The sequence below is a fragment of the Paenibacillus taichungensis genome (assembly GCF_013359905.1).
GTDB classification, from domain to species: Bacteria; Bacillota; Bacilli; order Paenibacillales; family Paenibacillaceae; genus Paenibacillus; species Paenibacillus taichungensis.
The window spans coordinates 12,123-24,724 of record NZ_JABMCC010000083.1 but is presented as its reverse complement, the minus strand read 5'-3'; the positions used below and the strand labels follow the sequence as shown (position 1 = coordinate 24,724).

Below are 12,602 nucleotides of genomic sequence, written 5' to 3'. Positions count from 1 at the left end.
TAATACTGACATTTTACAATAATACCACGGCCTGAATTTCAAGTCAATAGTCCTATTGCAAAAAAAATGCTGCCCTGCTTACTTTACAAATTAGGATTTAGCCTAAAGGCGCCTCTTCCAATTTTACCGCTTTGAAAATTCGGTAGCCTTTATCCTTCGTTACTTCCTCCACTCGTCCAAAGAGAGATTCCAGCTTCGCTTTTGCCGAAGGTGCCCCCTGCTTTTTCTGAATGACAATCCATAACGCTCCGCCCATCTTCAAATGACCATAAGCCTGTTCAAAGATCGTGTGTACGGTATCCTTACCCGCACGGATCGGAGGATTGGTTAGAATCGCGTCAAAGTCTTCCTTTTTAACTTCAGCCAGAAGATTGCTTTGCATAACTGTTACATTCGTTATGTCGTTCGCTTTTGCATTTTCCTTGGAAAGCTCAACCGCTCTCTCATTGATATCGATCATGGTGACATGTCCATCCGGTACAAGTTTAGCTGCTGTAAGACCAATGGGTCCATATCCGCAGCCCACATCCAGTACATGAGCTCCAGCAGGCAACTCTATAGCATCAATCAAAACTCTGCTGCCGTAATCGATTCCGTTTTTGGAAAATACCCCTGCATCCGTAACGAGTCGTAATTTCCATCCGCGTAGCTCCGCTTCTGTAGCCCGTCTGTCATGTGCCACTTGCGGTTTGTCCGAATAATAATGATTGGACATGTCCTCACTCACTTTCCTTATACAATTACAGCAACAAACCCCTTGATATAAGTCAAGGGGTTTGTTGTTTTGTTCATCTAGCTAATGAAAGCTAAATTATTTAACTTCGATTGAAGCGCCTGCTTCTTCAAGCTTAGCTTTAACCGCTTCTGCTTCTTCTTTGCTTACTTTTTCTTTCAGTGGTTTTGGAGCGTTGTCAACCACTTCTTTTGCTTCTTTCAGGCCAAGACCTGTGATTTCACGAACTGCTTTGATAACGTTGATTTTGGAAGCACCAGCGCTAGTCAAGATTACGTCGAACTCGGATTGCTCAGCTTCAGCTGCAGCAGCTCCGCCACCTGCAACAGCTACTGGAGCTGCAGCAGTTACGCCGAATTCTTCTTCGATTGCTTTAACGAGATCATTCAATTCCAGTACAGTCATGCCTTTAATTGCTTCCAAGATTTGCTCTTTACTCATGATTGAACCTCCATATATAATATTATTTTTTTGTATTTCATCACTGCTTAAGCAGCATTCAGATCAAGTTGCTTACGCGCCTTGTTCTTCTTTTTCAGCAACAGCTTTAACCGCAAGCGCGAAGTTGCGCACTGGCGCTTGAAGCACGCTGAGGAGCATGGAAAGGAGACCTTCGCGGGATGGCAATTCTGCCAACGCTTTGACTTCTTGTACTCCAATTACGCGACCTTCTACAACTGCACCTTTCAATTCCAGTGCATCGTTCTTTTTCGCGAAGTCGTTCAGAATTTTGGCTGGAGCCACTACGTCGTCTACGCTGAATGCAATTGCACTAGGACCTGTCAGTACTTCGTTAAGTTCTGTCAGTTCTGCTGCAGCTGCTGCGCGGCGAAGCAACGAGTTTTTCAGCACTTGGAATTCGATTCCGGCTTCACGAAGCTGCTTACGCAGCTCAGTTACTTGGGCAACGTTCAAACCGCGATAGTCAACAACAACGCTAGTAGCGCTCTCGCGCAATTTTGCTGTTACTGCATCAACGGACTCTTGTTTTGCTTGAATCACTTTTGCGTTTGCCAAACTGTACACCTCCTGATCAAATTTATCCCATTAAGAAAAGCCTCCGTAGAATCACGAAGGCTTGATATATACTCATAACCGATTTTCATCGTTCTAAGTTCTATAATCACACCTCGGCAGGAAATTAAGCCATAAAGGCACCTACTGTCTACGGTAAGCATATTCAAATGTCAACGGTCAGTCACTCGGACTCACAACTTTTATAGATTATCAGAACAGGACAAGCCTGTCAAGTGATATTTATCTAAAAGATGCTGCGTTCACGCGTGCTCCAGGGCCCATCGTTGAAGAAAGACTTACATTCTTCAGATAAACACCTTTTGCTGCCGCCGGTTTAGCACGAGTCAAAGCATCCATGAGAGCTTTAAGGTTCTCATTCAATTGCTCTGCTGAGAAAGAAGCTTTACCGATCGGTGCATGAATTTGACCTGCACGATCCAGACGATATTCGATTTTACCGGCTTTAATTTCTTGAACAGCCTTGGATACATCGAAAGTTACCGTTCCGGCTTTAGGGTTAGGCATCAGACCTTTACCGCCGAGCAGTCGGCCCAATTTACCTACTTCACTCATCATGTCCGGTGTCGCTACGCAGACGTCGAATTCGAACCAGCCTTGTTGGATTTTGTTGATCATGTCTGCATCACCAACATAGTCCGCGCCAGCCGCTTCCGCTTCTTTCGCTTTGTCACCTTTTGCAAATACCAATACGCGTTGTGTTTTACCTGTGCCGTGTGGCAAGACAACAACACCACGTACTGCCTGGTCTTGTTTACGTGGGTCAACGCCCAAGCGTACTGCCGCTTCGATAGTTTCATCGAATTTTGCAGTGGCTGCCTTTTTCACAAGCTCTACAGCTTCTGAAGGCTCGTAAGTTGCTTCGCTGTCAATCAGCTTAGCAGCTTCCAGGTATTTTTTACCGTGTTTAGCCATGTTATATTCCTCCTTTGTGGTGTTAGCGGATATACCTCCCACATCAACCGGCCGCGAATCGGCCGGCTTTACGAAGCCATGTTTCAGATGAAAAATTAGTCTTCGATGGTGATACCCATGCTGCGGGCAGTACCTTCGACCATACGCATTGCAGACTCAACGTCAGCAGCATTCAGGTCAGGCATTTTTGTTTCCGCGATTTGACGTACCGCATCACGTTTAACGGTAGCGACTTTTTTCTTGTTCGGTTCGCCGGATCCTTTTTCTACTTTAGCTGCCACTTTCAACAGAACTGCTGCTGGTGGAGTTTTAGTAATGAAAGTAAAGGAACGGTCTTCAAATACTGTGATTTCAACAGGAATAATCAATCCCGCTTGATCGGCTGTACGAGCGTTGAACTCTTTACAGAATGCCATGATGTTGACACCTGCTTGACCCAAAGCTGGACCTACCGGAGGCGCTGGATTCGCTTTACCTGCTGGAATTTGCAGTTTTACCATTTTGATTACCTTTTTTGCCATGATTGACACCTCCTTGCAAAATAGTGGTTAACGGGCCTCACAGCCCTCCCACAAGAAACTTGAAGAGACTATATCTTCTCCACTTGCGTGTATTCCAACTCAAGCGGTGTTTCCCGTCCAAACATGTTCACGTGCACTTTCAACTTGCTTTTGTCTACCAAGATTTCTTCCACGGAGCCCACAAAATTCGCAAAAGGACCAACTTTAATACGTACGGATTCCTTAATATCGAATTCAATTTTAGGCTTCGGCTCAACCATGCCCATGTGCTTCAGAATTTGTTCCACTTCTTCAGGCAGCAAGGCTGTTGGTTTGGACCCGGAACCTGTCGAACCGACAAATCCCGTAACACCTGGCGTGTTGCGAACAACATACCAAGAGTCATCCGTCTGGACCATTTCCACCAAGACATATCCGGGGTAAACTTTACGCATAACGGTTTTTTTCTTACCGTCTTTGTTTACCACTTCTTCTTCCATAGGAACAAGAACGCGGAAAATCTTGTCTTCCATGCCCATGGACTCTACGCGTTTTTCCAAATTGGCTTTGACCTTATTCTCATACCCTGAATAGGTATGAACGACGTACCATCTTTTTTCCATATCAAGCCACCTGGGACCCTTCTTAAATAATCGCTTCGATCACAGCGGAGATGCCGATATCAACGACCCAAAAAAACAGCGTCATAACCACAACAGTACCAAGAACGATCAATGTGTAGTTGGTCAGCTCTTTACGATTAGGCCAGCGAACTTTTTTAAGTTCAGCCCAGCTTTCAGAGAAAAAGGAAATCAGAGATTTGAAACTACGTTTCACGCCGACTACACCTCCAAAAAACTATCTGGTTTCGCGATGAGAAGTCTGCTCGTTACAAAACTTGCAAAATTTCTTCATCTCCATGCGGTCGGGGTGATTACGCTTGTTTTTTGTCGTAGTGTAATTTCTTTGTTTGCAGTTTGTACAAGCCAAAGTAATAATTACCCGCATGATGTACACCTCCCGAAGACTTCCACATTCAAGCGGAGTCTCTAAATTGATCCTAAAAAAAAGCCGCGAATTTAGGCCTACCTAAAACACTTTATCATAAGGGTATAACCATGTCAATGAAAGAATAGCCTTTCATCAATGGGTAAAAAGTTCCTATCAAACACATTCAGTTTCTCTTCTCTGTTTTTCTCTTCTCCTGCATGGACCAAGCGATTACTAGTATAATCATTCTTTAACTTTATAAACTTGAGGCAGCAAAAAAAGACTCAAACCCCGAGCCTTTTCCTTCAACGACAACATGTGTTCAATTATCTCGAACTTCCAGGTACTTTTCAAGTTTACGCTTGACGCGCTGAAGTGCATTATCAATGGACTTTACATGCCTGTCCAAATCTACTGCAATCTCTTGATAAGATCTCCCGTCCAGATACAACATCAATACTTTACGTTCCAGATCACTCAGAATCTCAGACATCTTATCTTCCAGGCCCACAAACTCTTCCTGATTGATGATAAGTTCTTCCGGATCGCTGACCTGTGTTCCACAAATCACATCGAGTAACGTACGATCGGACTCTTCGTCATAAATAGGTTTGTCCAGTGATACATAAGAATTAAGCGGAATATGCTTCTGACGTGTTGCTGTCTTGATTGCCGTAATAATCTGTCGTGTAATACACAACTCGGCGAAGGCTTTGAAAGAAGCGAGCTTGTCCCCTTTAAAATCTCTAATAGATTTATAGAGTCCAATCATTCCTTCTTGAATGATATCTTCCCGGTCAGCCCCAATCAGAAAATAAGATCTTGCCTTGGCGCGTACAAAGTTACGATATTTGTTAATCAAAAACTCCAGCGCTTCGCTTTCACCTTCACGGACCGCTTCGACAATGTCTTCGTCACTTTGGTAATCATACTTGGATAACATGATATCTTTGAGGTCGACACTCACAGACAATCCCTCCGGCTGCAACGCAAGGTACCCCGTTACTCTACTCTATGAAATATAGGATCAGTATATATGATGGTACCTCACACCGTCAACCACGCTCTGCCTAAAAAAGAACATCAATAACATAATTGTCAAGAGTTTCAAAATTCTAATTTTTGTAAAAGCCTGCTGTTATTCCCGGCGCCATCGCTCAAATTGCTTCAAAACATCCGGACTTAACTTGCCGCCGAGTGTATTTCGCGTTGCTTTAGCTTGATCTTCTTCCAGTCGTTTCTGTAACTCTTTTTCGTTCTGCTCTACTTCGATCAGCAATTCCCTTGCGGATACACGCAGAGCTCCTTGTCCAAAAATGACATGCTGCTCTACCATATCGCTTGTAGCCACATAGATTTGGCGTCTTCGCGTGCTTAGTTCCCGAACGAGTCTCTCAATGCATTCGTCTGCCGTCTCTTTTTCCTTTGTAAAAAAGATCTGCACTTTGCTCTGTGTAAAGGATTTACCGAGTCCAGGCACGAGGTAGGCGTCAAAAACAACAATGACTCTCCGGCCAGAGAATGCCTGATAGTCGGCTAGTCGAGAGAGAAGCCTGTTGCGGGCCTCCTCCAATCCACTCTCCGCCAATCTGGATAGCTCCGGCCAGTCACCAATCATGTTGTACCCGTCTACAAGAAGCACATCACGGGAATCAGCCATATCTTCTAGTCCTGCGCTTGGCGCGAGCGGAGCACTTCATACATGACAACACCCGCTGCCACGGAAGCATTCAGGGAATTAATCTGACCTTGCATCGGCAATTTGATCAGCACATCGCATTTCTCACGAATGAGTCGTCCCATTCCCTTGTTTTCGTTTCCGATCACGAGGGCTACCGGGCCTGTAAAGACTCCGTTACCAAACACGCTCTCCTGAGCAGCCACATCGGTACCTACGACCCACACGCCCTCTTCCTTGAGACGGTCAATGGTTTGACCCAGATTGCTTACACGAGCCACTGGCACATACTCCACCGCACCTGCTGATGTTTTGGATACGGTCACTGTAACTGCAGCTGAACGCCGTTTAGGTACAATGACACCATGTGCACCTGTGCAGTCAGCCGTCCGCAAAATGGATCCAAGATTATGTGGATCTTCAATTTCATCCAACAAAATCAAAAATGGATGTTCATTTTTTGCAGCCGCTGCAGCAAGAATGTCCTCAACCTCCACATAAGCGTAAGGAGCCGCTTGTGCTACCACGCCCTGGTGTTGAATGCCCGGAACCGTTTGATCCAGTTTACGCTTGTCCACGTGTTGAATGACAATCCCTAGTTTTTTTGCTTCCGCAATAATGGGCTGCGTCAAATGTTTTTGCGCTGTATCTGCAATCCATATTTTATTAATGGTCCGGCCTGAACGCAACGCCTCCGTCACGGAGTGTTTACCGGCGATCCATTCTTCTTCCATCTTTGTTCGATCCTCTCTATAACGCCCTGTGATATACTGCACCCTATTCGGCACATCTTACAGAAGCGGCTTTGTTGTAATTTATATTATTTTGTCGGTGAATGCGAATGTTCTTCCGCATGCTGGATGCCCTTGCGAATTAATTCAATCATGCGATCATGCCGACCACTGCTATACAGGTAACCGATCAGACACTCCAAAGCTGTGGCATGTCTATATTCCAAAACATCTGCGTTTTTGGGAATACTGCCAGACTTGGCATTACGACCTTGTCTGACAATGTCACGTTCTTCCTCGGTCAGCTCAGCCTCAATACCTGTGAGAATACGGCTCTGTGCCTTCGCCGATACCAAACCCGTCGCACTACGATGTAGATGGTTGGGACGCATATTGGCTTTGGACAACAGATACTGGCGTACGGCTACCTCATATACCGCATCACCAATGTAAGCGAGAGCGATGGGAGGAATTAACCGTGCAGGCCGAGAGGGTGGATAAGGAAACCACCCTCCCTGGTCAACGCTCAGAGATTGTTCATCTGTCTGTTGTTCCTCCCGTTGCTCGGCATGTTCGACGGTTTCAGACAACTTTTTCAGTTGTTCTTCGCTCATTTGCGGCGCCATCTCATTCCTTGAGCTGTATCCTCAAGCAAGATGCCCTGCGCAGACAGTTCATCCCGAATTTCATCAGCCCGCGCCCAGTTTTTGGACTTGCGCGCTTCGTTACGTTCTTCAATTAGACGTTCGATTTCTTCGTCCAAAAGCTCCGGTTCAGCCTCGGTATAGATGCGAAGCACCGCATTCAGCTCACTGAATAATTCCAGCAGGGCGCGAATGTCCGCAGCGTTTACCACATCTTGCTGCAACAGTTGGTTAGCTTCCCCAGCCCATTCAAACAGTGCCGTAATCGCATCAGGCGTATTGAAGTCGTCCTGCATTTTCTCATGATACTGCTGACGAATCTGCTCCAGTCTCGTTGCAAACTCTGCTGACACAGCCTGATCCACGCTCACAGCTTGCAAGCGATGATTAAGGTTACCTACAGCATTGGCAATCCGGTCCACACTATTCTGTGCCTGTTCCATCGTATCTTCAGTGAAGTTCAACGGATTGCGATAGTGAGTAGACAACATGAAATAACGAATGGCTTCCCGTTTATATTGATTGCGAAGGTCTTTAACAAGCACTCCGTTACCGAGTGATTTCGACATTTTTTCGTTATCAATACGAATAAATCCGTTATGCATCCAGTAGTTTGCCAGTGGTTTGCCAGTCAACACCTCGGATTGAGCGCATTCGCACTCATGGTGAGGGAACTGCAAATCCTGTCCTCCGCCGTGAATATCCAACGTATCCCCCAAGTATTCCCGTGCCATGGCAGAGCACTCGATATGCCAGCCCGGACGACCATCCCCCCATGGACTGGACCAGAATATCTCACCTGGCTTCGCAGCTTTCCAGAGTACGAAGTCTTCCGGATGCTCTTTGCGCTCATCTACACCAATGCGGATTCCAAACTGTAATTCCTGAAGGTTTTGCTTAGATAATTTGCCGTACTCCGCGAATTTGCCTGTACGATAATATACGTCACCGCCATTTTCATAGGCGAAGTCCTTTTCAACCAATTCACGGATAAAATCAATAATGAGCGGCATGTTTTCCGTCACTCTTGGATTACTGCTTGCCTTCGGAATACCCAGCCCTTCGAGATCCTCGTAGTAAGCTGCAATAAACTTTTCTGCGACATGAGGAACATCCGTACCAAGCTGCTCGGCCTTGCGAATGAGTTTGTCATCCACATCCGTGAAGTTCACGACATAGTTCACTTCATGACCTGTCTGTTCCAGGTATCCGCGAACCGTGTCGAAAAAGATAACTGGACGTGCATTCCCGATATGAATGTAATCATATACTGTCGGCCCGCACACATACATTTTCACTTTCCCCGGCTCTTGAGGAACAAAATTCTCTTTGGTACGACTCATCGTATTGTAAATTTGAAGCGTCATAGTCACTTTCCTTTCATCCGTTTCCATCATTATTCTATTGTACCACGGGAATACTCACTTTCACGTGTACTCTGCAGAGTACGCACTTCTTCACGCAATCGTTCGATTTCTTGCTGCATCGTGCGCAGGGAATCGATGACCGGATCGGGAAGCTGCTGATTCAGACGGTCCACCCGGCGGCCATCCTGCTTCACAATTCTGCCCGGTATGCCTACAACGGTGCTGTTCGAAGGAACTTCCTTCAGTACAACAGAGTTCGCACCAATATTACATTGATCCCCCACGCTGAAGGAACCTAGCACCTTCGCCCCGGATGAGATAACCACATTATTGCCAATTGTCGGATGTCTCTTCCCTTTTTCTTTACCCGTTCCACCAAGTGTGACCCCCTGATAGATGACAACATCATCGCCAATTTCACATGTTTCCCCAATCACGACGCCCATGCCATGGTCAATAAACAACCGATTGCCAATTGTAGCGCCGGGATGGATTTCGATGCCTGTCATAAAACGGCTGACCTGTGAAATGAACCGGGCGAAAGAAAACCATTTCCGCTTGTATAAAAAGTGTGCCACACGGTGCGCCCATATCGCATGCAGCCCCGAGTAGGTAAATACAACTTCAAACCATCCCCGGGCCGCCGGATCGTTTTCAAACACCGCCTGGATATCTGATCTGATCTTCTTGAACATGCTCGTTCCCCTCTTGTTCAGGTCTTCGTCCTCCGGCTTACCGGACGGCGCGGCCCTCATGGTAGTGTACTTCCGACTCGACCTAAATAGAAAACGCCCCTGCAGCTATTAAGCTGCAGAGGCGTTTATCGCGGTCCCACTCTGCTCGGTTCATGCCTTAACATACAAGAACTGGGAAGTTTGTTATAGCCTCCTCATATCCTTGCATAAGAATGAACCCTCAACAGTTCCGTAACGGGAACCAACCGTCACAACCTATCCTGACGTTTTCCTCTCTCCTACATAACGAGAGGCGGGGCCGGATTCGGCTATGCAGCTCACGGGTGCATTTCGACTGACGGACAGCGGATGGCTCACAGCCACCGCAGCAAAGAATCCTGTTCTTTACTGCGGGGCCATCCTCTCTGAATCTGTCCGGTTCAGCCTACTTCTCCCGGTCTTTGCTGTTTTTATGATGAATGATAAAATCATACCATTTAACCTTTGTGTTGCTATTATAGCGAAAAGGTTATGGACTGACAACAATCTTCCTTCATATCGGTATAAACGAAGTTCTATCCATAAGTCCAAAGTAGACTCTAAAAGGGGCGTTTCTTATGCACCTTTTACCTGAGCATGCAATCGATCAATCACCGTATCACGACCAAGCAGTACAATCGTTTGGTTCAGATCACGGCCATGAGTCTGTCCTGTCAGAGCTACACGAATCGGCATAAACAACTGTTTACCCTTAAATCCGGTCTCTTTCTGAACTTCTTTGATCAGCGCAGCCATTTTGCTTGGTGTAAATTCGTCGCTAGCCTGTACTTTATCAGCAAATGCCTTCAGAACGGTTGGTACCTGCTCCTCAGCCAGTACAGCAGCTCCTTCACTTTCCAGCTCCAGGTGGGAACGGAAGAACACTTCCGACAATTCCACGATATCGGAGGCAGAATTCATTTGCTCCTGGTAGAGATGAACAAGCGTATATGCCCATTCTTTCTGTTCAGGTGAGAGCTCAGCAGCAATACGTCCCGCCTTTTGCAGATGTGGAATTGCCATTTCGGCAATGCGATCCGGGTCCGCATTTTTGATGTAATGGTTGTTCAAGTGAGCCAGCTTGTGGGTATCAAATACCGCCGGACTCTTGGACAGACGCTTCGTATCAAAAATGGAGATTAACTGCTCCTGCGAGAAGATCTCTTCTTCGCCTTCAGGGGACCAGCCAAGCAGGGAGATGAAGTTAAACATCGCTTCAGGCAGATAGCCAAGCTGATCATATTGTTCAATAAACTGAATAACGGACTCGTCACGTTTGCTCAGCTTTTTGTGGTTTTCATTCACGATCAACGTCATATGACCGAATTGCGGCGGCTCCCAGCCAAGCGCTTCATAAATCATCAGTTGACGCGGTGTGTTAGAGATGTGATCTTCGCCACGCAGGACGTGAGAGATCTTCATCAGGTAATCATCCACAGCAACTGCATAGTTGTACGTGGGAATGCCGTCTTTTTTCACAATAACGAAGTCGCCGGATTCCTTGCTGTTGAATGAGATTGTTCCTTTGACCATGTCATCAAACGTATAGATGCGTTCTTCCGGTACACGGAAACGAATACTCGCCACACGACCTTCTGCTTCAAATGCGCTCTGTTGCTCCGGTGTCAGATCACGGTGTTTACCCGAATAACGCGGAGTTTCTCCACGTGCTGTCTGTTCCTCACGTTCCTGTTCCAGCTCTTCTTCCGTGCAGTAACAGCGGTAAGCCAGACCTTTATCCAACAGCTCCTGGGTATACTTACGATAGATATCCAAACGTTCCGTCTGACGGTATGGTCCGTACTCGCCGCCGACATCAATACTTTCGTCCCACTCGATTCCGAGCCATTTCAAGTATTTCAGCTGACTTTCCTCACCACCGGCAATGTTGCGTTTCACGTCCGTATCCTCAATACGAATAATGAATTTGCCGTTATTATGTTTGGCATACAAATAGTTAAACAGCGCCGTACGGGCGTTCCCGATATGCAGGTGTCCCGTTGGACTCGGCGCGTAGCGCACGCGAACTTCGGTGCTCATAATATCCCCTCCGTCTCTAATTGGTTGATGATATCACACGCGAACAAGGCAAACAACCGATTGGGCAGCTATTCCCTCTCCCCGTCCGGGGAATCCGAGTTGCTCTGTTGTTGTCGCTTTGACATTCACCTGAGTTACATCCGCTTCAAGTGCCTTGGCAATAACCTCGGCCATCTGCGGAACGTAAGGTGCCATCTTCGGTTTCTGTGCAATAATGGTTGAATCGATGTTCCCCAGACGGTATCCACGATCCTTCACCAACTGCCACACATGCTCCAGCAGTTTCAGGCTATCCGCATCCTTGAACTCCGGATCGGTATCCGGGAAGTGTTTGCCAATATCCCCAAGTGCAAGCGCACCAAGAATGGCATCACTGATGGCATGCAGCAGCACGTCTGCGTCCGAGTGACCCAGCAGTCCTTTTTCATAAGGGATCGTGACCCCGCCAATAATGCATGGACGTCCCTCTACCAGTTGATGTACATCGAATCCCTGTCCTACTCGTATCATCGCTTCTTCTCTCCCTTGAGCAAAAACGCGGCGTATTCCAAATCTTCCGGCGTCGTTAATTTGATATTCGTATAACTGCCTTCCACAACCTTGACCGACATTCCCTGGCGTTCAGCCAGCATTGCGTCATCTGTTCCTAGAAATCCGTCCCGGTCCGCCGATTCGTAAGCAAGTATCAGGGAAGAAAGACGAAAAGCCTGCGGGGTTTGAATGCTCCACAGACTGCTGCGGTCCGGCGTCGCCGTAACGATTCCATCCGCATTTACTTGTTTGATCGTGTCCTTCACTGGAACGGCCAATACAGCTGCTCCACCCGACATGGCGGCCTTCATACATCCCATAATCTGCTCACGGTTTATAAAAGGACGTACCCCGTCGTGAACGAGGACCCAGTCTGTCCCTAGTGCCTTAAGGCCTTCGTGGACCGAATGCTGTCTCTCTTTCCCTCCGGGGATGACACGGACATGTGATTCCAGTCGGTATTCTTTTACCCATTCCTGGCAGCGTTCAACATCGGTAGCTCCCGTGACCAGCACCATTTCGCTGACCTCGTCCATAGCCGCAAACACTTCAAGCGTATGTATGAAAACGGGCTTGTCCTGCAGCAGCAGAAACTGCTTACTCTCGGTTGTTCCCATCCGGGTCCCCCGACCTGCCGCCACAATGACAACACCCCACCCTTTATCCATGCCGCAATCCCTGCCTTGTCTGTCAGTTTACCGTTCGGAGATATAATACAGTTATAT

At 47.0% G+C, this 12,602-nt stretch carries 17 protein-coding genes and 1 other annotated feature; all 17 genes read right to left on the bottom strand.

Translation table 11 applies throughout. From position 1 onward, the window contains the following. Positions 1 to 97: 97 nt before the first annotated feature. The gene (locus tag HP548_RS01450; protein WP_175380694.1) at positions 98 to 715 is read right to left on the bottom strand and encodes a class I SAM-dependent methyltransferase; all 618 of its coding nucleotides are present in this window, start codon (positions 713 to 715) and stop codon (positions 98 to 100) included. 96 nt (positions 716 to 811) lie between these two features. Beyond that, positions 812 to 1,174, bottom strand: coding sequence for a 50S ribosomal protein L7/L12 (gene rplL / locus HP548_RS01445; RefSeq protein WP_076292161.1), 363 nt, complete (start codon positions 1,172 to 1,174; stop codon positions 812 to 814). 72 nt (positions 1,175 to 1,246) lie between these two features. Beyond that, entirely contained in the window at positions 1,247 to 1,750 is a 504-nt protein-coding gene (gene rplJ / locus HP548_RS01440) for a 50S ribosomal protein L10 (protein WP_076292160.1), read from the bottom strand. Between the two features lie 23 nt (positions 1,751 to 1,773). After that, positions 1,774 to 1,922: a sequence feature (ribosomal protein L10 leader region), on the bottom strand. A gap of 68 nt (positions 1,923 to 1,990) precedes the next feature. Continuing rightward, entirely contained in the window at positions 1,991 to 2,683 is a 693-nt protein-coding gene (gene rplA / locus HP548_RS01435; RefSeq protein WP_024633597.1) for a 50S ribosomal protein L1, read from the bottom strand. 95 nt (positions 2,684 to 2,778) lie between these two features. Continuing rightward, positions 2,779 to 3,204, bottom strand: coding sequence for a 50S ribosomal protein L11 (gene rplK / locus HP548_RS01430; protein ID WP_076292159.1), 426 nt, complete (start codon positions 3,202 to 3,204; stop codon positions 2,779 to 2,781). 68 nt (positions 3,205 to 3,272) lie between these two features. After that, on the bottom strand, positions 3,273 to 3,806 hold the full coding sequence (gene nusG, locus HP548_RS01425) for a transcription termination/antitermination protein NusG (RefSeq protein WP_024633599.1): 534 nt from the start codon (positions 3,804 to 3,806) through the stop codon (positions 3,273 to 3,275). 22 nt (positions 3,807 to 3,828) lie between these two features. Beyond that, positions 3,829 to 4,020, bottom strand: a complete 192-nt coding sequence (gene secE, locus HP548_RS01420) for a preprotein translocase subunit SecE (protein ID WP_024633600.1) — start codon at positions 4,018 to 4,020, stop codon at positions 3,829 to 3,831. A 21-nt stretch (positions 4,021 to 4,041) separates the two neighbouring features. Next, positions 4,042 to 4,191: a 50S ribosomal protein L33 gene (rpmG, locus tag HP548_RS01415; protein WP_072735843.1), complete on the bottom strand. Its 150-nt coding sequence runs from the start codon at positions 4,189 to 4,191 to the stop codon at positions 4,042 to 4,044. A gap of 304 nt (positions 4,192 to 4,495) precedes the next feature. Beyond that, positions 4,496 to 5,140 carry an RNA polymerase sporulation sigma factor SigH gene (gene sigH / locus HP548_RS01410; protein WP_024633601.1) on the bottom strand — a complete coding sequence of 215 codons (645 nt, stop codon included), beginning with the start codon at positions 5,138 to 5,140 and terminating at the stop codon, positions 4,496 to 4,498. 171 nt (positions 5,141 to 5,311) lie between these two features. Next, positions 5,312 to 5,833, bottom strand: coding sequence for an NYN domain-containing protein (locus HP548_RS01405; RefSeq protein ID WP_076292158.1), 522 nt, complete (start codon positions 5,831 to 5,833; stop codon positions 5,312 to 5,314). 5 nt (positions 5,834 to 5,838) lie between these two features. Then, a complete protein-coding gene (rlmB, locus tag HP548_RS01400) occupies positions 5,839 to 6,585 on the bottom strand; it encodes a 23S rRNA (guanosine(2251)-2'-O)-methyltransferase RlmB (RefSeq protein ID WP_062329492.1) in 747 nt (248 codons plus the stop codon). 86 nt (positions 6,586 to 6,671) lie between these two features. Next, entirely contained in the window at positions 6,672 to 7,208 is a 537-nt protein-coding gene (locus HP548_RS01395) for a Mini-ribonuclease 3 (RefSeq protein WP_409347641.1), read from the bottom strand. Beyond that, the gene (gene cysS, locus HP548_RS01390; protein WP_099859247.1) at positions 7,193 to 8,593 is read right to left on the bottom strand and encodes a cysteine--tRNA ligase; all 1,401 of its coding nucleotides are present in this window, start codon (positions 8,591 to 8,593) and stop codon (positions 7,193 to 7,195) included. The genes HP548_RS01395 and cysS overlap by 16 nt, the downstream gene beginning before the upstream one ends. A 29-nt stretch (positions 8,594 to 8,622) precedes the next feature. Beyond that, on the bottom strand, positions 8,623 to 9,288 hold the full coding sequence (gene cysE, locus HP548_RS01385; protein ID WP_076292156.1) for a serine O-acetyltransferase: 666 nt from the start codon (positions 9,286 to 9,288) through the stop codon (positions 8,623 to 8,625). A gap of 594 nt (positions 9,289 to 9,882) precedes the next feature. After that, positions 9,883 to 11,346 (bottom strand): glutamate--tRNA ligase, encoded by a 1,464-nt coding sequence (gene gltX, locus HP548_RS01380; RefSeq protein WP_076292154.1) that lies wholly within the window; start codon positions 11,344 to 11,346, stop codon positions 9,883 to 9,885. A gap of 33 nt (positions 11,347 to 11,379) precedes the next feature. After that, positions 11,380 to 11,856, bottom strand: a complete 477-nt coding sequence (gene ispF, locus HP548_RS01375; RefSeq protein ID WP_053779226.1) for a 2-C-methyl-D-erythritol 2,4-cyclodiphosphate synthase — start codon at positions 11,854 to 11,856, stop codon at positions 11,380 to 11,382. Beyond that, positions 11,853 to 12,545 carry a 2-C-methyl-D-erythritol 4-phosphate cytidylyltransferase gene (ispD, locus tag HP548_RS01370; protein WP_099859249.1) on the bottom strand — a complete coding sequence of 231 codons (693 nt, stop codon included), beginning with the start codon at positions 12,543 to 12,545 and terminating at the stop codon, positions 11,853 to 11,855. The genes ispF and ispD overlap by 4 nt, the downstream gene beginning before the upstream one ends. Positions 12,546 to 12,602 lie beyond the last annotated feature (57 nt).